Below are 21,821 nucleotides of genomic sequence, written 5' to 3'. Positions count from 1 at the left end.
TCGCTTTTTTGAATTGCGGTGTAATGATTTTACATGCGGGGCACATACTAACGTGGAATAGGAGGAGTGGGCGATGATAAAACTTTTTACAGATAGCGACCTTGACGGATCAGCTTGCGCGCTTATTGCAGAACTTGCTTTCGAGAAAAGCGCAGATATCACACATTGTACATATCGGAACTTAAATCAGCGTGTAGAATCTTTCTTGGAGAAAAACAACGAGAGTCCACTTTTTATTACAGATCTATCAGTGAATAAAGAAGTAGAACACCTTCTTGAAAAGCGACATCATGATGGTGGACACGTGCAAATGATCGACCACCATGCGAGTGCTTTACATTTTAACGATTATGAGTGGGGATTTGTAGAGCCTGGCCGTGAGAAAAAAACGTGTGCAGCCACATTGTTTTATGACTATTTAGTAGAACGAGAGAAAATTGACCGTATTGAAGGTCTAGAACAATTTCTGGAACTTGTACGGAAATATGATACATGGGAATGGGAAGAAGATAACGATACAGATGCCAAACGCTTGAACGACCTGTTTTCGATACTAGGAAGGGAAACGTTTAAAGCAGAAATGCTGAGGCGATTGACACGAGAACCAGACTCCTTTTCATTAAGTGAATCAGAAGAGATGATTCTTGATCTAGAGGAGCGCAAAATAAGTCGGTATATTCATAAAAAGAACTATCAGATTGTACAAACATTTATCGATGAATACTGTATAGGCATCGTGCATGCGGAATCGTATCATTCAGAGTTAGGGAATGAATTGAACAAAAGGCATCCTCATCTTGACATGATTGCCATTATAAATATCGGTAACAAGCGAGCTGGCTTTCGAACGATCCATGATGAGGTCGATGTATCAGAATTTGCTGGACGATTTGGAGGAGGTGGACACCCGAAAGCGTCAGGGTGTGAACTGACCGAGCGGACATACACCCTTCTTGTAGCAGATCCTTTTCCGATTAAACCACTAAAAAGCGATGCAGATCGTAATCGATTGAACCGCCGAGATGGTGATCAAGGATCATTTTATGAAAACCACGATGATGAGATTATCTACATCAGGCCAGTGAATCATGCTTATGAAGTAATGAAACAGGGCGAAGTCGTTGACTGCACATTCCATACATTCGAAGATGCAGAACGTTACGTGAAACGGCAGCATCATGCATGGTTAAGATCAGATGAGCGTATCGTCGAAGATCTTACCCGAGTGCTTCCACTGTCTAAGGACGAACTTGTTGAGCGTTACGATGAATTGTTACACGTTATTTCTTACCAAAAAGAAGACTCTCTTAGCTGAGGGTCTTCTTTTTTGGTTTAAAAAAGGAAAGGTCCCGAAAGGTGGTCATCTCATACGATGAAGAAACAATGGCAAAGGAGAGGTTCTCCTCATGAAAACGGTTGTTTCGGTAGTAGTGTTGGCAATGGTAGGAGGCTTTATTAGAAAGATAACGAACCACGAAAAAATACTAAAAGCTGCAGAATGTGAAAAGTAATGCATCTTTTACAGGAAATACAAACAATTTTTTATAAATTTTGGGAACCTTTCAAAATACTCATGCGTATATACAGGTGAGTAAATTAGAAAGGTTGTGACAAGATGAACGAAAACTCAACAAATCCATCAATCCTAGGGATGATTTTCAGCCCAGGGGAGCAATTTGAAAGGATTCGTGAGAAACCAAAGGTGTGGTTACCCCTACTTATCGTTGTCCTCGCCTCATTTGTAGCAGGCTGGTTGATGGTAATGAATCCTGATTTTGAAGCAACTATGAATCAAGGAATGAACGGTGCGGAAAGTACAGAGGGGATGCTCACATTCTTCAAAATCTCTACTACAATTTCAATCGGTCTTGCCCCGGTGTTCGGAGTGTTGATCGGAAGCTTTATTTACTGGTTGATTTCAAAAGCAACACCTTCTGAAGTAACGTTCAAAAAGATGTTTTCTATGAATGTCTTCATTGCTTTTGTTAGCTCGATCGGCCTTCTGCTAAATGGTCTTTTGATGGCGTTACTAGGTGGCGAAGTCGGTTCGATGTACACGAGTATTGGTGGTCTAGTGAATGCAGATGGTGCCACTGCTGGTATCTTGAATAGCATTGAAATCTTCAACATCTGGACGACGATCTTAACTGTCATTGGTCTTAGAATTACAGCTGGTTGGCCAAAAGTCCTTGCATGGATTATTCCGATCGTCTTCTTATTAATCGGAATTGGCTTTGCTGCAATTGGAACTATGTTTAATAGCATGACGGGAATGTAATTGAATGAAGAAGAAAGTATGGATTTCAATATCAGTAGTAACAGTTTTAGCACTTATCATAGGATTTAACGTGTATCGAACATCTGCTAGTAAATCTGCAGATGTTGAAACAAAGACACTGCAAAGTGAAACCATTAATACGACGGTGATGACACCAGGTACATTGACGCTCGCAAACGAAAGCCTTTTGTTTGAGGATCAAACGAAGGGAGAGTTAACGACGGTTCATGTAGAAGAGGGCGATTCTGTAAGTAAAGGTGATAAGGTACTAACTTATGAGAACCCTGACCTTAAGATGGAGAAAGAGCAGAATGACATTTCTATTGAATCGCTCTACCTTCGTATAAATTCACTTGATAAACAGAAAACGAGATTACAAGAAAAAGAAGATGATCTTGCCGACGATGTAGGAAGAGAAGAAGCTGAGGAAGCAATGGAAGCAGAGCTCGATCAGGTACAGATGGATATTCGTATGGCGAACCTTGACCTTCGACAAGCATTGCTTCAACGAGATCGTCTAAAGGAACGATTGACAGAATTAACGGTGACCAGTGAGATCGATGGCATAGTGATCGAAGTGAACGAAAACGAGTCTCCAACAGTCCAAGGAGAAAAGCCGCTGGTTCGATTAGGCAGCATCGATAATCTTGTCGTAAAAGGAAAGCTCTCTGAATACGACACCTTGAGTGTAGAAGACGGGCAACGTGTAACACTGACGTCTGATGCAGTTCCAGATGAAGAGTGGACGGGAAAGATTTCTGATGTAGGTTACTTACCAGAAGCTACTGCAACGGAAAGTGGTTCGACTGCGGTTCAGTTCCCAGTGACGATCACGATCGATGATGGCCAAAAACTCGATCTTAAACCTGGGTTTCAAATGATTGTGGAAATTGAAACTGACTCACATGAAGCGATGACGCTTCCGTTTAGCGCAGTCCTTCAAGATGGCGATAATCAGTACGTCTACATTGTTGAAAAAGGAAAAGCAGTACGAAAAGACATCAAAACTGGCTCATCCACTGCTGAACGAATCGAAGTGACAAAAGGCGTTAAGAAAGATGATAACGTAGTCATCGACCCTCCTGATAAACTCAAGGATGGGATGGAAGTGAAAGTGAAATGATCGAACTAGAAAAAATCGTAAAAAGTTATACATTGGGTAAAGAGACGGTTGAAGTGTTAAAGGGTATTACAACCACGATCGAAAAAGGTGAATTCGTCGCGATCATGGGACCATCCGGTTCAGGGAAATCCACCTTGATGAACATTATCGGATGTTTGGATCGTCCAACTTCGGGCTCCTATTACTTAGAAGGAGAAGATGTTTCGACTCATTCTGATCCAGAGCTTGCAAAGGTTCGGAATAAGTCGATCGGTTTTGTCTTTCAACAATTTCAACTCTTGCCGAGATTAACGGCATTAAAGAACGTTGAACTCCCGATGGTTTACGCAGGAGCGGCAAAGAAAGAGCGAGAAGAGCGCGCTAGTGATTCGTTGACTCGAGTTGGTCTTCGAGATCGAATGGGACATTTACCAAATGAATTATCCGGTGGGCAAAAGCAGCGTGTCGCGATCGCCCGAGCACTTGTGAACGATCCGTCTCTTATTCTAGCGGATGAACCAACGGGTGCCCTCGATACTGCTACAAGTGTCGCTATTATGGAGCTTTTCGTTGAACTTAACAAAGAAGGAACAACGATTATCGTCGTCACACACGAGCCTGAAGTAGCGGCGTATGCCAATCGGGTGATTTACGTTCGAGATGGCTTACTCGGCAAGCAGCCTACGAATGGAGGGTTTCCTTCATGAGTCTGTTTGAAAATATTAAGATGGCACTCATGTCTGTTAAAGCACATAAGATGCGTTCCATCTTGACGATGCTTGGCATCATTATCGGTGTAGCGGCTGTTATCGTAGTCGTAGCGATCGGTCAAGGCGGAGAAGCTATGCTGAAATCTCAGATCGCAGGTGATGGAAATACGATCGAAGTATTTTACCAGCCATCAGAAGAAGAGATGCAGCAAGGCGATTGGGAACAAAACCCCTTTACTTCAGACGATATCCGTGAGCTTGAAAAGTTAGATAAGGTTACGAATGTCGTAGCATCTACTTCAGAATACTCGACGGTGCGACTTCGTGAAGATTCGACTGATACCTCGATCACAGGAATCAATCAAGCTTACATGGAAGTCAATAAGCTTAATATTGCAGAAGGACGTGGTTTTACTTCTGCAGATTTCTTAGGTGGAAGAAGAGTGACAGTCGTTAGTGCCGCCATGCAGGAAGAGCTTTTCGAAGGGAAATCTCCTATAGGTGAAATCATCCGTGTCGGCGTTCAGCCTGTCGAAATTATAGGTGTCCTTGAGAAGCCTACAGGATTGTTCGCCTTCGGATCAGTCGATACTTATCTCCCATGGTCTGCCATGAGGAATATGTTTGGTACAACTAATTATAGCCAGGTAACGCTCCAGGTAGGGAATACGGACGACCTAAAGCCGACTGGCGAACAGGCGACAGAAGTACTCAATCGTCTGCATGATACTGAAGATTCGTATCAAGTAATGAACATGGAGGAAATCGCAGCTGGAATTGGCCAGGTGACAACGATCATGACGACGATCATCGGTAGTATTGCCGGTATCTCGCTTCTCGTTGGAGGAATTGGCGTTATGAACATCATGCTCGTTTCTGTTACGGAGCGGACAAGAGAAATCGGAATTCGGAAGTCACTTGGAGCAACAAGACAGCAGATTCTTTTGCAATTCCTAGTCGAGTCCATCATCTTAACCTTAATCGGTGGAACGATCGGGATATTGCTAGGAGCTGGAACCGCGTACCTTGTTTCATTCTTCGCAGATTGGCCTTCACTTATCTCATGGCAAGTAGTTGTTGGAGCACTCGTGTTCTCGATGTTGATCGGTATCGTCTTTGGGATCTTACCAGCTAACAAAGCATCTAGACTCGATCCAATTGATTCATTGCGTTATGAATAGGATATAAAAAGAGGAAGAGCGATAATGCTCTTCCTCTTTTCGTTAAGCTAGTTACGAAATCCATCTTCTGAATGGATACCACCCTTGAATGCGGTGGTGATTTGCGCTCCAGGATGCTCGCTTTCCGCGGGGCGGGCGGTGAGCCTTCTCAGCGCACAAAACCGTTGCGCCTCCGGGGTCTCACCTGTCCCGCACATCTGGCAGGAGTCGATCCTCCTTCCGCTCCAATCAACATTTGAATGAATGATTAGGAAACAAACTCAAAGCGAATAAAAAGGGATAGACAATGAAAGCAAATGACTCTTTGATCATAATCAATCGGAAAGTTTGCTAGGATTAATTGCACCCCAGTAGGAGTGAATACCGCTTGACTTCCGTGGAAAACGGACGTTCGTCCACAGGAATCTTGCGGTATTCAAACTCCTACGGCATAGGGAACAACGAATCAAACTTTCCCAACAAACTTAGAGGAAGAGCTTCCACGCTCTTCCTCTTTTATGTGGTTACTTTTCTCTTTTTCGTTAGAACAGCTTTAATTTGTGTATACGTAATCTCTTCAGGGAGCGCTTCCTTCAATGGTTTAAGTTTCTCCTCACCGATTGATGCTGCTTCCTGTAAAATGAGTTCTTCATGTTCAGGAGCTACAATACGATCAATCTCTTTCAGTAACCCATCCTCGATTGCTTTTAAAAGATGACCTTCGACAGTTGATTCGCTCAATCCCCTTGTCGCTGCAATCATCGGAATTTCTTTTCCTTCTTGAAATAGTTCGAAGGATGCTAGGTGACTTGGCTTCTCACCAGATTGATTTCGTGTGGAAAGGGATTCTAACAAATTAAGAAAAGCACTGCCATACTTCTCGTATTTCATTTCACCTACGCCTTTGATTTTAAGCATATCTTCACGTGAAGTAGGGAGGACCTCGCTCATTTCTCTTAACGTGTTATCTGCAAAAACCACGTATGGAGGGACGCCATCTCGATCTGCAAGCTGCTTTCTTAACATGCGGAGCTTTTCAAATAACTCGTCATTTCCTTCGATTGCCTCTGGCTTTCTTGACACTTTCTTATGAATCGCTTCTTGTCCTTTGAGCACGGGTAAGGTTTTTTCTTGAAGAATGAGTGTTGGGTATTTACTGTCAGTTAAAGTAATGTATTGCTCAGCGGTTAGGAAGTCGATCATATCGATAATGTCTTGCTGAGTTCGACGAGCTAAAAGACCGAAAGTTGAAACTTGATCAAGGTGCAATTCCTTTATTCGTTTAGATCTAGAACCTTTCAAAATCTGTGCAATGATCGTTTTACCAAAACGTTCATTCACCCTCTTGATCGTTGAGAAAATCATTTGAGATTCTTTTGTAATATCAACTGATTCACGATCGTCTACACAGTTGCTACATTTTCCACATCGATAATCTGGACGCTCATCACCAAAGTAATGGAGAATTGCACCTTGAAGGCATTTCTCGGTATGACAATAATCGACCATCGCTTTTAATTTCGCGAGTTCTGCTGATTTCCTCACCGCATCGTGCTGGTTTTCTTGGATGAGGAACTTTTGTATGTGAATGTCCCCTGGAGAAAAGAGGAGAAAACAGTCGCTTTCTTCGCCGTCTCTTCCAGCACGTCCCGCTTCTTGATAATACGATTCCATGTTCTTTGGCAAGTTGTGATGGATAACGAATCGAACGTTAGACTTGTCGATTCCCATTCCAAAAGCGTTTGTCGCTACCATGACTGCCAGATCATCGAACAGAAACGATTCCTGTGCGGCTTTGCGCTCGTTTTCTGAGAGTCCAGCATGGTATTTTCCCACTTTGATACCAAGCTTGTCGAGAGAAGAATAGAGCTGATCAGCTTCTTTTCTAGTTGCGGTGTAAATAATGCCAGATTGCGTCGCATTTTTCTTTAAATAAGAAGTGATAAAGCTTTTTTTCTTTTCCCCTTTTACAACTGAAAAATGGAGGTTTTCTCGTTCAAACCCAGATATGTAGGTTTGTTCTTCCGTTATAGTAAGAATGCGCTGGATGTCACTCACGACCTCAGGAGTAGCGGTAGCTGTTAAGGCGATAATCGGTGGTTGTTCAGAAAAGCTATTTATCATGTTACTGATTTTCATATAGCTTGGGCGAAAGTCGTGCCCCCACTGAGAAATACAGTGTGCTTCGTCTACAGCGATTAAGGAAACCGAAGTTCGTTGTAACATTCGTTGGAAAGATGGGGCTTCCAACCGCTCAGGAGCGATGTAGAGAAGTTTGATTTCCCCGTATTCTGCTTCTTGCATCGTGGACCTTATTTCTGTTTCTGTTAAGGAACTATTTATATAAGCAGCATCGATTCCATAACCAGATAGAGCATCTACCTGATCTTTCATTAATGAAATCAAAGGAGAGATGACGATGGTTAATCCATCGTTCATAAGTGCAGGTATTTGGTAGCAAATCGATTTTCCTCCGCCTGTTGGCATGATCCCAAGAGTGTTTCGCTTAGTTAGAATACTATCGATGATTTGCTTTTGACCGGATCGAAACTCATCGTATCCAAAATAATGTTTCAGCTGGTGTTTTGCTTGCTCGAGCATTGTATCTTCCTTTCTTCAGTTCAGAAGTTACCCATATTATCTTATCGTACAAGAGTATAGGTGTACAGAACACATAAATTTCAATCCAATACGCAAACTAGTAGAAAATGTTAATGGGATGTTTTAAGTTTAATAAAAGGGGAAACTAAGATGAGTGAATGGCTAGAAGTTATCGCAAGATCATTGTTTACATTGGTCGTTTTATTTTTACTAACGAAGGTACTTGGTAAGAAACAGCTTTCAAAGCTATCTTATTTTGAGTACATAGTAGGAATAGTCATCGGTGATATTGCTGGAACCCTAACGATGAATACAGACGCAAATCTGTTCAATGGGCTAACGAGTTTGTTCATTTGGGCAGGAATTTCTGTTGCCATAAGCGTTATCTCACTAAAAAGCAAAGCGTTTCGAGACGTGGTCGAAGGTAAGGCCAGTATTTTCATAAAGGACGGAAAAATCCTTGAAGAAAACCTTAAGAAAGAGCGTATTTCTGCTGATGAGCTTCTAGAGATGTTACGTAAGAAAGATGTCTTCTCAGTAAATGAGGTGGAGTTTGCCCTTCTTGAAGCTGATGGTGAGTTAAGTGTTTTGTTGAAGCGTGATTATCGAGCGGTTCGACCTACAGAGTTGTGGCTTCACCTTCCAGAAGAGAAAGAGCCAAAAGCGGTTGTGATGGATGGTGTTGTGATGAGTGATGTATTGAACAGCATCGGTAAGACAAAAGAATGGTTAGAAAATAAACTCGCCGAGAAACAAATTAACATCAATGAAATCTATTTAGGGCAGTTGCACTCAGATGGAAAGCTAACGCTGGACTATTTTGAGGATGGCGATTTGGATACAAAGCAGTTGGAGGAATGAAAGTGATCAAGCATACACGCTCGAAAGACGAGCTTATCTCTCTCTTATTAGAGAAGGGAATATATAAAGTGAAACAAAAGCAGCTATACGAATGTTCGACAACAGAGTTATTTTATTATTATCTATCTCTTACGAAAGAAAAGCTACAGGTATTGAATACGAAAGTAAGTTCTTAACAGCTTCGTCACAAGAAGCTGTTTTTTATTTCAAAAATATGGTCGTAAATTGGAAGTTCGTGCGAATGAATGTAAAGAGTTTTGTTATAGTGCGAGAGTAAAAGGTTTTTGTCTAGTTTTGGCGAAAGGGTTCACAAGCGATGTGAATATTTGGATAATAGAATTTGTACGAATTGAAGGAGGGACAAGCTTTGTTGTATGTTGACTTTGATGCTAGGGAAGTTTTGCTTGATTGGATTAAACGAAAACAGGAAGAAATGATCGAGATTGGTGTTAAGAAAGGGATTTCCCACGAAGAAACGTTGCAGTGTAGTCAGGAATTAGATAGTTTATTAACGTCTTACCAACGTTTCCAGTTCCAACAAGACTAGACAGTCCGTTGAGAAAATCTAGTTGAACAATTGAAATACATCCAAAATCCTTCTTTGCAACAAGATGTGTTATGAACAAGCATTTTCTCCTTATGAGCGACATCGTTCATCTCAACAACCTCCATGGCATGCTTATATTATCACAAACATCACATAGAATCGCGAATGTTTTCAAAAAACTTTTTCTTAACGTATCACAAGACGTGGTATTTGGTTCTTTTGAACTAGTTAATTAGATTTCTACATAACATTTTCATAAATTTTATTGAAAATATGTGATTCATGTTTGAACAAATTGCCTAAAGATTATATACTAGGAAGGACGGGTTTTGAACTCATCATTTGATGGAGTCAAAACCGCTCTTAAGTTATACCATTCATTTAAATGTAAATGATGATTCAATCGATAAAGGAGGTCTACACAATGAAGCAAGGAATTCATCCTGAATACCAAAAAGTTGTTTTTCTAGATGTAAGTAGCGGATTTAAGTTTCTAACTGGTTCTACTCAAGGATCAAACGAAACAATCGAGTGGGAAGACGGTAACGAATATCCACTAATCAAAGTTGATATCAGTTCTGAGTCTCACCCGTTCTACACTGGTCAACAGCGCTTTAACGATGCTGGTGGTCGTGTTGAGAAGTTCAAAAAGAAATACAACCGCTAGTAATGACAAACACCCCGTTTATTATACGGGGTGTTTTTTTTATCTTAATATGTTTCTAAGCTTTGCTATCGCGCTTTTTCGCCACGATTTGACTGCCTCTACTGAAACGCCTTCTTTCAACGCGATTTCTTTGAGTGAGAGTTCTTCAACAATTGAAAACTCCACCCACTTACGTTGTTTTTCTGTCAATAAAGACAGATAATCCAGAAGGTGATGGTCTGATCGGGTAGTTTGTGAATGTACTTGATCGATGACATGGGAGTAAACAAATTGATTTGAAAACTTTACCTCTTTTCGTAGTTCATCGATTAATTTTCCTCTAATTTTAATATACGCATAAGTAGAAAAACTCCCCTTTGATGAATCATAATGAGTTGCACATTCCCATAACGCAATTAAGGCAAACTGTTCATATTGATCATAGTTCCTTGTAAGGTTTAGCTTTTTTATCTGGCTTTTTATCAGAGGGATGTACTGTGATACAAGTAATTCAAATTGATGATCCTCCACAATCTGCTCTCCACAGAGGGTGCACCCATCTCAAATTCCGTCGGTAAGAGAATTTTATTCGAATTCTATATAACTTTCATTGTAGGAAACAAAGAGTTTGCGAGGAAAGGAGGTGTGAAACAGAGAGTTTGTTCTTAGGTAAACGATGAATATACCGTGTAGAAGACAAATCGAATGAACACTTTTGAGCTTTTTGACACAAAAAAAAACGACCTTTTGAAAGATCGCTCAGAGTGTCCTATGCTTTTCTGTAACAGAGCTGTGCTTTAACACCTTTACCTTGAAGATCACGGACGATTCGTCGTAGTTCTTCTTTCGTTAAGAGTTTTTCTTTCAGCATGTGGCACCTCCGGGGGATTTTATATTCAGGGCTCGAGCCTTCATCACTTTACATAGCATCTTTTCAAAATACTGTTTCCCTTGGATTCCAATTTTTAAACGTAACAATGACGATAAACTGTCCTTAGTATACTATTCCACGTTAATTGAGTGAATCCTTTAATCGTTCTTCAAACGTGTTTACACTTTATTCTAAATGTTCATGTGTATAAATGAAGCAAACGGGGAATCAATGATTAAACAGTAAATTCTAAAAATGGGAGAAGAGATCATGAACAAAGTTGAACGAAGATATGTCGATTTCTTCGAAGAACACTTGGAAGAAATAAGTGATAAGTGGGTTGGCAGGCTTCATAACCTAGTAAGCGAACATGAAGCAACGGATACAGCTGTGATCAATGATTCACAGTTAAAAACCGAAATAGAGGCTTTTTGTTCAGATTTTGTACGTCAAATGATTTTTCTTGAATCTAATCATCGAGATGTTATGCAATGGGCGAGTCGCATCGTTGAAATTTTTGAGCATCATACGTTTTCTTTGCAGCAATCAGTAGCCAGTCTTACGTATTTGAGACAAATTCTTTGGGATATCATGGTTGATTTTAGTAGGGAAAAGAATGAAAACATAGAAGCTGCTCAGCTTGCTGAATGGGGCAGTTATATGAACAGATCCTTTGACCTTCTTCTTCATAAAGTGACTGTCTATACAAATCAACTGAATGAAGAGAAGATGAAGGCGCAGGAAACGAGAATTTCTGAATTAAGCGTTCCGATCATTCCTTTATCCAAGAATGTAGGTGTCCTACCATTGATCGGAACAATCGATACGTATCGAGCGTCTCTTATACAGCGTAGAGGAGTGGAGAAGAGTGCTGAGCTCAAGCTATCTCATTTAGTTGTTGATCTCTCTGGTGTTCCGATCATGGATACGATGGTAGCGAATGAAATCTTTCAGTTAATGAAAATACTTGAGCTCTCTGGTATCGAAACAGTCGTTACCGGAATTCGCCCAGAGATTGCACAAACCACTGTGAATTTAGGAATTGATTTTGAGAACGTCAAAACGTTCGCACACTTACATCAAGCCATACACGAAATCTTATAACGAGAATGATAGGTACTCACTTAAATGTTGGTAGTTCCCTTGCTTTAACAAGAAAATCGCTAGAATGTATTTGTGATAACGCTTCAAATTCGATTTATTAAATAAGTATTGTTTAACAAGCTCCCGATAAGGGAGCTTGTGTGTTTGAAGAACCCGAGCTGAAAGAGCCGGTAATTCGATGAGTTTATAGGCTACCCCTTTGCACCAGTTACGAATAGATGATTCCGTTGGTGAAAGAACACTGAGCTGGTGGAAAGAGATTCGGAATTCCTTCAGCTGTTCCTGATAACGAATGATTTCCCTCCTGATTAAACGATCTTCTTTCATCATATTATCCATCCTTACTACGTTCGTTGAATTCTTATGCTATGCGAAGATTATACGGCTAAGAGATCAAAGAATCAATGGGTATAATATGGGAAGTTAGCTTGTCCTTGTTAGGTCTAAAGCACCGTTCTTTTTAAAGGACTAATAGCGCTTGCATCTATCAATGGTAGAAGTTTGAAAACAGCTTGCTAATAAAAAAGCTGCCGAGATTTTCTCGACAGCTTGAGAAGAGGGAGAAGCTCCCTCTTCTTTCTACAGATTAATAAACGAAAGCAGCACCTACAATGATAAGCAGAATGAAAAGAACTACGATAAGCGCGAATCCTTGGCCATAGCCGTAACCCATTCTAGTCACCTCCTTTAACTAGCTTTTGTTGATCTGTAATAGTATTGTATGTAAGAAGTTATAAATGGTTTGGGCAAACAAGAATGAAAAAAAGCCTGAACCATTTTGGCTCAGGCAAGCTACTTCCAGTTTTTTAAACCAGTTAAATCATGATAGATCGAAGAAGGGTGTAGATTGAGTTCTTCAACTGGCTGCTCTTTACGGTTGATCCAGGCTGTATGGAACCCGAAGTTCGCTGCTCCAGAAATATCCCAGCCGTTTGAGGACATGAAAAGAACATCATCTCTTTTCATGTCAAGAGAATCGATGACGTGTGTATAGGAAGCAGGAGTCGGTTTATAGTGCTTCACATCATCAGCACTAATAATATGATCGATGTAGTCAGAAATAGGTGACTGTTTTACAAGTGGGTCTAACATATCATGCGAGCCATTTGAAAAGATAGCAAGCTTAACGTTTTGTTCTTTCAGTGCTTTCAATACTTCAGGAACTTCTTCATATACTTCAAGCTGCCTGTAGGCATCTAGAAGCTGTTGCTCGTCTTCAGGTTTCAATTCTTGGCCAGCCTCGGCCACTGCATAGCGCAGCGCATCTCTCGTCACTTCTGAAAAAGGTCGATACTTCCCCATCATTTGTCTCAAATAGCTGTACTCTAACTGTTTCTTGCGCCATGTTTGGCTTATTGCATCTCCGTTGTTTGGGAAAAGCTCTTCACATTTCTCCGTAACTGAGAATACATCAAACAACGTACCATATGCATCAAATACGAATGTTTTTATCGTCTCCATAGATACCCTCCTAAAAACATGATAGATTAAGTTCACCATAAAATGAGCGAATATTGAAATCAAATGCTCAAAAATAGGCAGATTGACGGTGGTAAGCGCTAGCAAAATATAGGAAAATCATGCTAGAATATACTGGGAATCTCAAAAGGTGATAGAGAAGAATAGGAAGCACTTAAGGAGGATGAAATGGAAAAAGAGTCTCAAACCAAGTGGGTAAAAGAGTGGGCAAGTCCTCTAATATTTGCAGTAGCTCTAGCCTTCGTATTAAAAATGTTTATTATTGCACCTTATATTGTTGAAGGTGCGTCAATGGATCCAACCTTACATGACGGTGATCGTCTTATAGTAAATAAATTCATTTCATATGTCCAAGAAGAACCTGCAAGAGGCGAGATCGTCATCATAAAAGATACAGAAATGGATAAGCACTATGTGAAGCGTGTGATCGGTTTACCTGGTGATACAGTAGAAATGAAGAATGACAGCCTTTTAGTGAATGGAGAGGAGCTTGATGAACCTTATCTATCCACGAATCGTAACAAAGCAGAAACGATGGGAATGCAGTTAACAGAGGATTTCGGACCGATTGAAATTCCTGAAGGAGAATTATTTGTAATGGGCGATAATCGTCTAAGAAGCATGGATAGTCGAAATGGTCTCGGGAAGATTGCGACAAAGGATATCGTAGGTCGAGCTGAAATGGTTTGGTACCCATTTGCCGACTTAAGATCTACAAATTAACACTGAAAGAGGGAGGCTGTTACAGCTCTCTCTTTTTTGTTACGGTTCTGCAATAGTTGAAAAGAAGAGTTAATGAGTAGGAATCACCTATAATATGGATATTTTGGCAGGCGTGTATCACGCAAACGTGAGGGGGAGAAGTGGGTTGAACCCTTGATGGAGTAGGAAACTAGCCTTTTTCGAGGAGTGTTAAATGTCTTACATGTGTCCCAGTGATTTCCGGAACAGGAATTTTTTACGGTCTTACAAGCTCCTTTTCTTATGATACCTTCAATGTGCAAGACATTTTCACCAAAACAAGGAGGAATATCATTGAAGAAATCTATTATGCTTAGCGTCACAGCGGCAGCAGCCCTGTTGGCAGCAAACCCATCTACAAGTTCAGCTAATACAGGAGCTGAGCAAAACTCCAACATTGACGTGAAGACACAGTCTTATCAATTTTCTAATATGGAAGATTTTCAATCATACGTTAAACAGATTGAAAGTCAGTACAATATTTCTATACAGGATTCAATCAACTTTTCAAATGGAAAAGTAGAGCAAGAGCCTGCTCCAAAGGAAAACGCTACTGCACCAAGCAATGCGCAAGCACCAAGTGAGTCAGCTTCTAATGAGGAAGCACAACCAGCTCAAAACAATGAAACTAAGCAAGAAAACGGACTTTCTCAATTTGAACAAGAAGTTGTGAACCTGACAAATGCTGAAAGAGAGAAAGCTGGATTGCCAGCATTAAAAGTAGATACAGAGCTTAGTAAAGTAGCTGAAGCTAAGTCGGAAGACATGAAAGCAAACAACTATTTCGCTCATAATAGCCCAACTTACGGATCTCCTTTTGAGATGATGGATCAGTTTGGTGTTGAATACCGTACTGCAGGGGAAAACATTGCAAAAGGTCAACAAACTCCAGAAGCAGTAGTAAATGCATGGATGAACAGTGAAGGACACCGTAAGAACATCATGAATGATAGCTTTACTCATATCGGTGTGGGGCATGTTGAAGAAGGTAACATCTGGACACAACAATTCATTGGTAAATAAGTGTTCATTTTTATATAGAAACAAGCTGTCGAGATCAACTCGGCAGCTTGTTTTTTTGTAATGCGATGTGTTGTTTGTGTATTATGAAGTCGTTTGTTTCTTTTTAATCACCTTGAGACCTTCACGCTTACTTAATGGTGCGAGGTTATGCTGCTCGATAAACTGTTGAACAGCGTCAGGATTCGTTTTGGAATATTCTCTTAACGCCCAGCCTATTGCTTTTTGCAGGAAGAACTCTTTCGACTCTGCGTGTATTAAACAATAGCTTTTCAGTCGTTCAAAATCTGTTTTGTCTTTGTACTTTAGTTGGAAAAGGATAGCGGTTCGGTTTAGCCACATGTTTTCGTGATCAATCCATCTTTCAGTCACATCATCGATCAATTCTGGATGTTGAATGAAAAAAGTACCAGCTGTATTTGAGGCGAGTCCGTCTACTGTATCCCACCATGATTTTGTCGTAACGAGATACTCGATCAGTTCATATTCATCTTTATTAAACTCCCATTTGCGAGCAAGTAGTTCCTGGGCTATGTATTGATATTCTCTTTCTCTGAGGTTCCAAAGTTCTTTAACGAGCGGGACGACCCGTTCATCAGTAGGAGCGCCATGTTCTTTTAAAATCGATTTATAGGCTTGTTTTCTTTCTGGCGTTTTCACTCCGAGAAAAGGAAAAAGATTGCGCATGTACTTTTCCATCTTCTCTGCATTGTCAGGATTTCTAAGCGCTTCGAATGTTGAATAAATATGTTCGATATTCATTTTCATCACCCTCCCTGGTTTCTATCATACATGAATATAAAATGATGTGCCTTCGTTACAATCAACGTAGGGATGAATTTAAAATTCTCAACAAACGAAAGAGGCGCGTCTCGTGACGCGCCTCTTTCTGGCTTTAAGAATAAGGAGGTTTTTCCGGGGGGAAAGGGATACACTTACTTTCTCCTATTAACACCAGTTCCTTTCCGGGTTGAGAGAAAGGTTAACTGGATTGACTACAGTATAGCAGGGAAGAGAGACGGAATAGGGCTTTATGAGTTAATTTTGATAACCATTACAAAATCGCCGCTAATGTTACAAAAGTGATGCAAAAGGAACTACTCTACTTTCTTAAGTCGAACAAAAAAAGATTGCCAGCGTACATCTGGCAACCTTCGTTAGGTTATTGTGGCACAAGATCAAATTTCTCAGCCATTGCTTTATACTTGCTTGAAATACTAGACGGTGACGTTTCATATTTCTTCGCGAGTGCGCTTTGGCTTGCTGAAACGCCGTATTCTTTCGCTGCTAAATACTCAAGTGCTGCAGCAAAAATTGCGGGTTTTCTTATAGAAGGAGCTTCTTCTTCACTGTATTTTCTCCAGAATGAGAGAATGTCATCAAGCTGTTCAGAACTAAATTCATCATTAGCATGTTCAGTGAAAAGAGATCCAACTTTCTCATCTTCTTCTCTTGCCCATTGAAGCTCTTGACTTTCATTTGGTGTTCTTCCGTCTTTAAGCTTCACGATATCACTTAGCACTTCAGGGAATGCTGTGTGCATAAGTGTGCGGATGGATTTCTCTTCTTGCTCAAGCTTTGTGATGATCGTCTTCATCGCATCGTTTGAGATTTTGAGAAGTTCGATAAATGGCATCGCTCCGTCTTTCACTGGGAGCATGATACCCGCCACGATTTCGCCTTTTGAAAGGTCTGCTCCATCTGGTAATAAGATACTGAATGGTTGTGTAGCACTGTATTCTTTTACAATTGCCGTATTCCCAGTGGTTTCTTCAACAAGATAGACAGACATGTAGGCATCGCGCCAGCTGTCGACCGTTGCTTTTACTTTGTCAGTTGAGAACGTGCTCGTATAGCCCTGAATATATTCTTTCACAATCGTCTTATTCCACTGATTAACAGATTGATGGAAGATCGCCCATGGGAATACGCCATGCATATACGTTTCTTCTAACTCTTTCGGTATGTTATGACGGATGAATAGCTCGTTAGCTAGTGTCACCATCTTATAATCGTGCTCACTCATCGCGTATTCGACTAGTTGAGCTTGAATCGTGTAGAGTTCCTGTGTATAAAGCTGTTCTTCGATTTGATGCTGTGCTGTTTCTGACCCCATGCAGCACTTTTTATATTTTTTTCCGCTTCCACAAGGGCACGGATCATTACGTTTGATTTTATCCAATGTTGCTTCCTCCTTCAGGTGAACCTTATTCGAACATAAGAGACGAAAGATATTTTAGCATAGATTGGGAAGGAAGGACAAAAAAATTCGAAGTGCAACGACTACTATTGCTCTGTTTTCTCATCATTTTGATGAGGAAGAGGGAGGATAACCGTTACTTTTGTACCTTTGCCTTCAGTGCTATCGAAGAAAATGGAGCCCTCGTGATTTTCTACAATACGAAAGCTTGATAGCAGACCGAGTCCTGTTCCATCTTCTTTAGTTGTATAAAATGGTTCACCGAGTGTTTTAATCTTATGAGTTGGGATGCCAACCCCTTCATCTTGAATGGTAATCGTTACGTGACTCCCTTCGCGATACGTTTCAAGTGTAACTGTTCCACCTGATGGCATGGCCTCAATTGCATTTTTGATCAGGTTGATGAATACCTGCTTCAACTGATTTTCTTCCCCGTAGATGCTTACTACTTCTTCTGTCAGCTCCATTTTGAATGATATGTTGTAAAGAGAAGCTTGGCTGTTCAATAGCTGAACGACATAGGAGAGTAGATCATTAACAAGTAACGTAGTAAACCGTTCAGCCTGAGGTTTTGCAAGGACTAAAAGATCTTTAATAATATCATCCATTCGGTCGATTTCAGATAATATGATGCTGAGATAAGGGGCATTTCTCGCAATTTCTTCATCTCTCTGTAGAAGTTGAATGAACCCCTTCACAGATGTAAGAGGGTTTCGTATTTCGTGAGCGACACTAGCAGCAAGCTGGCCAACAGCGGAGAGCTTCTCCGTTTTCAGCAAGGCTTCTTCTGTTTTTTTCGTATCTGTTACATCCATGAAAGCTGCCATAATCCCGTTAATCTCTCCCATTTCATCTTCAATAGGAGCTGTGGAGAGAACAGCATAAACGAATGAACCATCTTTTCGTTTCCGTTTCACTTCCTTATTAACGATGTGGCCGTGCTTTACAATTTCAGCAATCGAAATATCCTTCTCATGTTCTGGTACAATGGGATTTGGTTGACCGATTATTTCGTGACTACTCCAGCCGAATATCTTTTCAGCAGCAGGATTCCAAGAACGAATCGTTGAGTTTAAATCGAGTGTAAGGATAGCGATCGGTGAAGCAGAGATGATAGCTTGAATCATTTGCTTTGCTTCCCAAAGTTCCTTTAGAGCCATTTTTTGTTCCGTGATATCCTTCGTTTGAATAATAATGGCATTGTCATCTTTAAATAAGATCGGTGTAAAGGTTGATTCTACTTCGATCATATTTCCATCTTCTTTAAAAATTTGATATTCCTTTGTGACCGCATCACTTTGGGGCTCTTGTTGCAATTGTTTCAGAATCGATTTGATATATATGAAGTCAGTAGGGTTCACCACAGTAGAATGTGTTCGTTCATATAAAAACTCCTTTGATCGAACGCCCATCATATCGAGTCCAGCTTGATTGGTGTAAACGATTTTCCCATCTTGATACAAAACGATGGAGTACGGGGAAGATTCAACAAGTCTTCTGTAGCGCTCTTCACTTTCTGTCAGCCTATCTTGCGTACTTTGGTTTAAGAAAAGAAGCTGCTTTAATAGAAAGTAAAGAAGGAGACATGTGATCAAGACAAAGAACCAGCCCTTATACAAGCCGATCTGTTTACTCACAAGGAAGTTATCTGTAATTTGATATAGGATAGTATCGGAGAGTAATATCCAAAGGGATCCGAACACAAAATAAAACCCTGTAATAATCCATGGTACGTACTTGATCTTAATCTCCAATGCGCTTCGTCCTTTCTATCTATGTAACCTCCTTTTGTATTTTACAGTTATACAGCAAGAAATACAAAAAAGTCATGGCGTGCACTATACTAAAGCAGTCACTACCGTCTTTTTTTGGGTGTGTTATTCGAATCATCTAATTGTTTCAAAATGAGACTGTATTGAAGGGGATTTTTGGAAAATGAACGAACGATATGAACGTCGTATAAGGAAAAGAAGAAAAAGAAGTATAAAGAGAAGCGTATTAATCGTATTAACGTTACTTGTAATAGGTGTTACAGGATACGGTGGGTACCTTTTTTATAAAGTATCGACTGCTTCAAATCAATCGGTGATGGAGCCTGAACGAGGAACTCAATCAGCTTTACGAGAAGAAGGGGTCGACATTGGTAAGGATCATTTTTCTGTCTTGTTGCTTGGAGTAGATGATCGCAAAGAATCATCAGAGGGACGAAGCGATGCAATGATGGTCGCTACATTTAATCAGGATGATAAGTCGATGAAATTATTGAGTATTCCGAGAGATTCCTATGTGAACATCCCTGGGCAAGGAAAGGATAAAATCACACATGCACATGCTTATGGAGGAATCGATTTAACTATACAAACAGTAGAAGGAATGCTTGGCATTCCAATCGACGAAGTGGTTCGCGTGAATTTCGATGCTTTCAAAACCGTTATCGATGAAATTGGGGGTATCGATGTTTCGATAGAAAATCAACGTGTCGTCGATCAATTATATAAAGAGTCTAAAGGTGAAATATCACTACATGTAGGCGAGAACACGCTTGGTGGAGAAGAAGCATTGGCGTTTGCAAGGACTCGTAAAGCCGACTCAGATATTATGCGAGGAAAGCGTCAAATGGAAGTGATAACGGCTTCGATCGATAAGCTAAGCTCCCTTTCGTCTGTACCCAAATATGGCGGAGTGCTTGAGCGAATCGGTGAAAACCTAACGATGAGCATGAGTTTCAAAGAGGCACTTAGCCTCTATCCGTTTGTATCCAATCTGAAATCGATCGATAAGATTCAGCTTTCAGGAGAGAACTATCAACCAGGCTCAACGTATTATCTGAAACTGGACGAGCCAACTTTAAGTGAAGCCAAAAAGGAATTAAGGAACCATTTGAATATTGAAGGTACGAGTGATAACTTGAATGCGTTCAACCATGAAGAGCAAGCAAAGTAATCAAGTTGAATCATCACCTTTACCATAGTGGGAGAGCAGGCGTAACGGCCTGCTCTTTTTGCATTCGAAGGATTATTCACCTGTTATTCAGGGTAAGAAATTTAGAGAATGATAGAAAGGGGAAAAGCGATATGCTGTCTTTTGTAAAGAAACTCGGAAAAGAAATTGGAGAAGATCGAGTTACGAGCCTAGCTGCTGAGCTTGCTTATTACTTCATGCTCTCGATCTTTCCTCTGCTCATATTGGTTATATCGATTCTCCCTTACTTATCGATAGAGAAGCAGGAGGCGGTGAACTTCATCACGAAGTATGCACCGGGTGAAATCGGTGGAATCCTGCAGGATAATGTCGTATCTATTATAAGTGAACCGCAGGGAGGCCTTTTAACGGTCGGAATTTTGGGTACGCTTTGGTCAGCTTCTAACGGCATCATGGCTCTTATTCGCGCACTCAATCTAGCGTACGATGTAGATGAAACGAGGTCCTTTCTTAAAGCACGTCTTCTTTCAATACTTCTTACAGTTGGACTTATCTTAGCGTTTGTTGTCACGCTTGTGTTACCTGTGTTTGGTGATCTTATTATTGATGAAGTGACAACGTCTTTAAATTTACCAGAGTCAACAGAAATCCTGTTCAGAGTTTTACGCTGGGTAGTTGCAGTAGCGGTTATGGCATTAGTACTATCTGTTTTATACCGTTATGCTCCAAACAAACATTTTCCTTTTAAAGAAGTGATGATCGGGTCCATAATTGCTACGATCGGATGGCAGGTTATTTCCCTAGCCTTCTCGTTCTATGTAAGTAACTTTGGGAACTATTCCGCTACGTATGGAAGTCTTGGTGGTGTAATTATCTTAATGCTTTGGTTTTACTTAACGGGCATCATTCTTCTTGTTGGAGGAGAGATCAATGCATTGATTCATAAACTGAAGATTGGCGTAAGTACTCCTAGTGATGGAAAGTCTTTAGATGTGTAGGTGAGGAGAATTTTCTTGCTTTGTGTTAAAAAAGGCACAGCGTGTCTGCCGTAGGCGCGAATACCTTCTTCAAGAAAATAACTAGTTCTTTAAGTAGAGTAGGCGATAGCCTGCTCTTTTTTGTTTTATAATGCAAGAAAAAAACCTGCATCATGCAGGCTCGAAACCGATTTGTTCGATTGTATTGATAATGACTGATACATCAATCGCATGTTCATCATATTCGATCGACACCATTTCTTCTTTTAAATCAGCCAGAGCTCTTTCAACTCCGTTAAGGGAAAGTAAGGCTTGTTCAATTTCTTGTATACAGTCGTCGCCTTTCATACCGGCAACTGACACTTTCAATTCGTTCATATTGTTAAACTCCCTTCAAATTGTTCACTCTTTGCGTAGTTACCCGGAATGAGTGGAGTTTAATCGGTTAAGGTCACTTTATGGCGTTCTTTTAGAATCTGCATCGTTAGAAAGCTCCTCTAGAGACTTGATCTTCCCATGTGGATTCTGTGCTTCTTTTCGTTTCTTGAATTGGCGTTCGCGCTGTCCTTTTGATTGACTCATCAATGATCACTCCTTTCGGT

Annotated in this window: 24 protein-coding genes; 14 read left to right on the top strand and 10 right to left on the bottom strand. The window is 40.6% G+C overall.

From position 1 onward, the window contains the following. The first annotated feature begins 73 nt into the window (after positions 1-73). The 5 genes from SJY16_RS13275 to SJY16_RS13255 all read left to right on the top strand — a co-directional run bounded on the left by SJY16_RS13275 (position 74) and on the right by SJY16_RS13255 (position 5,271). The gene (locus SJY16_RS13275; protein WP_377889851.1) at positions 74-1,315 is read left to right on the top strand and encodes a DHH family phosphoesterase; all 1,242 of its coding nucleotides are present in this window, start codon (positions 74-76) and stop codon (positions 1,313-1,315) included. A 300-nt stretch (positions 1,316-1,615) separates the two neighbouring features. Then, the gene (gene yknW / locus SJY16_RS13270) at positions 1,616-2,278 is read left to right on the top strand and encodes a YknW family membrane protein (protein WP_377889849.1); all 663 of its coding nucleotides are present in this window, start codon (positions 1,616-1,618) and stop codon (positions 2,276-2,278) included. Between the two features lie 4 nt (positions 2,279-2,282). Next, on the top strand, positions 2,283-3,401 hold the full coding sequence (locus tag SJY16_RS13265; protein WP_377889848.1) for an efflux RND transporter periplasmic adaptor subunit: 1,119 nt from the start codon (positions 2,283-2,285) through the stop codon (positions 3,399-3,401). After that, complete coding sequence (locus SJY16_RS13260) at positions 3,398-4,087, top strand: ABC transporter ATP-binding protein (protein ID WP_377889846.1); 690 nt, start codon at positions 3,398-3,400, stop codon at positions 4,085-4,087. Before SJY16_RS13265 ends, SJY16_RS13260 begins: the two co-directional genes overlap by 4 nt. Beyond that, on the top strand, positions 4,084-5,271 hold the full coding sequence (locus SJY16_RS13255) for an ABC transporter permease (protein WP_377889844.1): 1,188 nt from the start codon (positions 4,084-4,086) through the stop codon (positions 5,269-5,271). The genes SJY16_RS13260 and SJY16_RS13255 overlap by 4 nt, the downstream gene beginning before the upstream one ends. Positions 5,272-5,766: 495 nt before the next feature. On the opposite strand, the gene recQ is transcribed toward SJY16_RS13255, so the two are convergent. Further along, positions 5,767-7,851 (bottom strand): DNA helicase RecQ, encoded by a 2,085-nt coding sequence (gene recQ / locus SJY16_RS13250; RefSeq protein WP_377889843.1) that lies wholly within the window; start codon positions 7,849-7,851, stop codon positions 5,767-5,769. A 150-nt stretch (positions 7,852-8,001) separates the two neighbouring features. Between recQ and SJY16_RS13245 the strand changes: the two genes are divergently transcribed. The 4 genes from SJY16_RS13245 (at position 8,002) to SJY16_RS13230 (ending at position 9,926) form a co-directional block, all read left to right on the top strand. After that, the gene (locus SJY16_RS13245; RefSeq protein ID WP_377889842.1) at positions 8,002-8,712 is read left to right on the top strand and encodes a DUF421 domain-containing protein; all 711 of its coding nucleotides are present in this window, start codon (positions 8,002-8,004) and stop codon (positions 8,710-8,712) included. A gap of 2 nt (positions 8,713-8,714) precedes the next feature. Then, on the top strand, positions 8,715-8,888 hold the full coding sequence (gene fbpA / locus SJY16_RS13240) for a Fur-regulated basic protein FbpA (RefSeq protein WP_377889840.1): 174 nt from the start codon (positions 8,715-8,717) through the stop codon (positions 8,886-8,888). 191 nt (positions 8,889-9,079) lie between these two features. Beyond that, positions 9,080-9,259, top strand: a complete 180-nt coding sequence (locus SJY16_RS13235) for an aspartyl-phosphate phosphatase Spo0E family protein (protein WP_377889839.1) — start codon at positions 9,080-9,082, stop codon at positions 9,257-9,259. Between the two features lie 424 nt (positions 9,260-9,683). Beyond that, positions 9,684-9,926, top strand: coding sequence for a type B 50S ribosomal protein L31 (locus SJY16_RS13230; RefSeq protein ID WP_270181489.1), 243 nt, complete (start codon positions 9,684-9,686; stop codon positions 9,924-9,926). Positions 9,927-9,965: 39 nt separating this feature from the next. Here the strand turns inward: SJY16_RS13230 and SJY16_RS13225 are convergent, their stop codons facing one another. Beyond that, the gene (locus tag SJY16_RS13225) at positions 9,966-10,436 is read right to left on the bottom strand and encodes a sigma-70 family RNA polymerase sigma factor (protein WP_377889837.1); all 471 of its coding nucleotides are present in this window, start codon (positions 10,434-10,436) and stop codon (positions 9,966-9,968) included. 610 nt (positions 10,437-11,046) lie between these two features. Here SJY16_RS13225 and SJY16_RS13220 point away from each other — a divergent pair. Next, positions 11,047-11,880, top strand: coding sequence for an STAS domain-containing protein (locus SJY16_RS13220; protein WP_377889836.1), 834 nt, complete (start codon positions 11,047-11,049; stop codon positions 11,878-11,880). Here the strand turns inward: SJY16_RS13220 and SJY16_RS13215 are convergent. The 3 genes from SJY16_RS13215 to SJY16_RS13205 form a co-directional block, all read right to left on the bottom strand. Next, entirely contained in the window at positions 11,875-12,210 is a 336-nt protein-coding gene (locus tag SJY16_RS13215) for a hypothetical protein (RefSeq protein WP_377889834.1), read from the bottom strand. The genes SJY16_RS13220 and SJY16_RS13215 overlap by 6 nt on opposite strands. Before the next feature lie 256 nt (positions 12,211-12,466). Beyond that, positions 12,467-12,553, bottom strand: coding sequence for a YjcZ family sporulation protein (locus SJY16_RS13210; protein ID WP_224882924.1), 87 nt, complete (start codon positions 12,551-12,553; stop codon positions 12,467-12,469). 119 nt (positions 12,554-12,672) lie between these two features. After that, positions 12,673-13,341 carry a haloacid dehalogenase type II gene (locus SJY16_RS13205; protein WP_377889832.1) on the bottom strand — a complete coding sequence of 223 codons (669 nt, stop codon included), beginning with the start codon at positions 13,339-13,341 and terminating at the stop codon, positions 12,673-12,675. A 186-nt stretch (positions 13,342-13,527) separates the two neighbouring features. Between SJY16_RS13205 and lepB the strand changes: the two genes are divergently transcribed. Further along, on the top strand, positions 13,528-14,082 hold the full coding sequence (gene lepB / locus SJY16_RS13200; RefSeq protein ID WP_377889831.1) for a signal peptidase I: 555 nt from the start codon (positions 13,528-13,530) through the stop codon (positions 14,080-14,082). Positions 14,083-14,394: 312 nt separating this feature from the next. Further along, on the top strand, positions 14,395-15,123 hold the full coding sequence (locus tag SJY16_RS13195) for a CAP domain-containing protein (RefSeq protein WP_377889829.1): 729 nt from the start codon (positions 14,395-14,397) through the stop codon (positions 15,121-15,123). An 81-nt stretch (positions 15,124-15,204) separates the two neighbouring features. Here the strand turns inward: SJY16_RS13195 and SJY16_RS13190 are convergent, their stop codons facing one another. The 3 genes from SJY16_RS13190 to SJY16_RS13180 all read right to left on the bottom strand — a co-directional run bounded on the left by SJY16_RS13190 (position 15,205) and on the right by SJY16_RS13180 (position 19,074). Continuing rightward, entirely contained in the window at positions 15,205-15,882 is a 678-nt protein-coding gene (locus tag SJY16_RS13190; protein WP_377889827.1) for a DNA alkylation repair protein, read from the bottom strand. 400 nt (positions 15,883-16,282) lie between these two features. Next, a complete protein-coding gene (locus tag SJY16_RS13185) occupies positions 16,283-17,302 on the bottom strand; it encodes a YecA family protein (RefSeq protein WP_377889825.1) in 1,020 nt (339 codons plus the stop codon). 104 nt (positions 17,303-17,406) lie between these two features. Then, positions 17,407-19,074, bottom strand: a complete 1,668-nt coding sequence (locus SJY16_RS13180) for a PAS domain S-box protein (protein ID WP_377889823.1) — start codon at positions 19,072-19,074, stop codon at positions 17,407-17,409. A gap of 181 nt (positions 19,075-19,255) precedes the next feature. On the opposite strand from SJY16_RS13180, the gene SJY16_RS13175 reads away from it, so the two are divergent. After that, on the top strand, positions 19,256-20,263 hold the full coding sequence (locus tag SJY16_RS13175) for an LCP family protein (RefSeq protein ID WP_377889821.1): 1,008 nt from the start codon (positions 19,256-19,258) through the stop codon (positions 20,261-20,263). Positions 20,264-20,394: 131 nt separating this feature from the next. Further along, positions 20,395-21,240, top strand: coding sequence for a YihY/virulence factor BrkB family protein (locus tag SJY16_RS13170; RefSeq protein ID WP_377889820.1), 846 nt, complete (start codon positions 20,395-20,397; stop codon positions 21,238-21,240). Positions 21,241-21,390: 150 nt separating this feature from the next. Here the strand turns inward: SJY16_RS13170 and SJY16_RS13165 are convergent, their stop codons facing one another. Together SJY16_RS13165 and SJY16_RS13160 are read right to left on the bottom strand one after the other, a co-directional pair. After that, positions 21,391-21,597, bottom strand: a complete 207-nt coding sequence (locus tag SJY16_RS13165) for a heavy-metal-associated domain-containing protein (protein ID WP_377889818.1) — start codon at positions 21,595-21,597, stop codon at positions 21,391-21,393. 78 nt (positions 21,598-21,675) lie between these two features. Further along, complete coding sequence (locus SJY16_RS13160) at positions 21,676-21,801, bottom strand: DUF6254 family protein (RefSeq protein ID WP_377889816.1); 126 nt, start codon at positions 21,799-21,801, stop codon at positions 21,676-21,678. Positions 21,802-21,821 lie beyond the last annotated feature (20 nt).

Source organism: Alkalihalobacillus sp. R86527 (genome assembly GCF_042466185.1).
Taxonomy (GTDB): domain Bacteria; phylum Bacillota; class Bacilli; order Bacillales; family Guptibacillaceae; genus Guptibacillus.
The sequence above is the reverse complement of the archived record's forward strand: the minus strand, read 5'-3'. Positions and strand labels throughout refer to the sequence as shown.

What these genes read in the sequence shown, in the direction of transcription:
- SJY16_RS13275 (WP_377889851.1), top strand. Translation starts at nt 74, where the DNA reads ATGATAAAACTTTTTACAGATAGCGACCTTGACGGATCAGCTTGCGCG.
- yknW (WP_377889849.1), top strand. Translation starts at nt 1,616, where the DNA reads ATGAACGAAAACTCAACAAATCCATCAATCCTAGGGATGATTTTCAGC.
- SJY16_RS13265 (WP_377889848.1), top strand. Translation starts at nt 2,283, where the DNA reads ATGAAGAAGAAAGTATGGATTTCAATATCAGTAGTAACAGTTTTAGCA.
- SJY16_RS13260 (WP_377889846.1), top strand. Translation starts at nt 3,398, where the DNA reads ATGATCGAACTAGAAAAAATCGTAAAAAGTTATACATTGGGTAAAGAG.
- SJY16_RS13255 (WP_377889844.1), top strand. Translation starts at nt 4,084, where the DNA reads ATGAGTCTGTTTGAAAATATTAAGATGGCACTCATGTCTGTTAAAGCA.
- recQ (WP_377889843.1), bottom strand. Translation starts at nt 7,851, where the DNA reads ATGCTCGAGCAAGCAAAACACCAGCTGAAACATTATTTTGGATACGAT.
- SJY16_RS13245 (WP_377889842.1), top strand. Translation starts at nt 8,002, where the DNA reads ATGAGTGAATGGCTAGAAGTTATCGCAAGATCATTGTTTACATTGGTC.
- SJY16_RS13230 (WP_270181489.1), top strand. Translation starts at nt 9,684, where the DNA reads ATGAAGCAAGGAATTCATCCTGAATACCAAAAAGTTGTTTTTCTAGAT.
- SJY16_RS13220 (WP_377889836.1), top strand. Translation starts at nt 11,047, where the DNA reads ATGAACAAAGTTGAACGAAGATATGTCGATTTCTTCGAAGAACACTTG.
- SJY16_RS13215 (WP_377889834.1), bottom strand. Translation starts at nt 12,210, where the DNA reads ATGATGAAAGAAGATCGTTTAATCAGGAGGGAAATCATTCGTTATCAG.
- SJY16_RS13210 (WP_224882924.1), bottom strand. Translation starts at nt 12,553, where the DNA reads ATGGGTTACGGCTATGGCCAAGGATTCGCGCTTATCGTAGTTCTTTTC.
- SJY16_RS13205 (WP_377889832.1), bottom strand. Translation starts at nt 13,341, where the DNA reads ATGGAGACGATAAAAACATTCGTATTTGATGCATATGGTACGTTGTTT.
- lepB (WP_377889831.1), top strand. Translation starts at nt 13,528, where the DNA reads ATGGAAAAAGAGTCTCAAACCAAGTGGGTAAAAGAGTGGGCAAGTCCT.
- SJY16_RS13190 (WP_377889827.1), bottom strand. Translation starts at nt 15,882, where the DNA reads ATGAATATCGAACATATTTATTCAACATTCGAAGCGCTTAGAAATCCT.
- SJY16_RS13175 (WP_377889821.1), top strand. Translation starts at nt 19,256, where the DNA reads ATGAACGAACGATATGAACGTCGTATAAGGAAAAGAAGAAAAAGAAGT.
- SJY16_RS13170 (WP_377889820.1), top strand. Translation starts at nt 20,395, where the DNA reads ATGCTGTCTTTTGTAAAGAAACTCGGAAAAGAAATTGGAGAAGATCGA.
- SJY16_RS13165 (WP_377889818.1), bottom strand. Translation starts at nt 21,597, where the DNA reads ATGAACGAATTGAAAGTGTCAGTTGCCGGTATGAAAGGCGACGACTGT.
- SJY16_RS13160 (WP_377889816.1), bottom strand. Translation starts at nt 21,801, where the DNA reads ATGAGTCAATCAAAAGGACAGCGCGAACGCCAATTCAAGAAACGAAAA.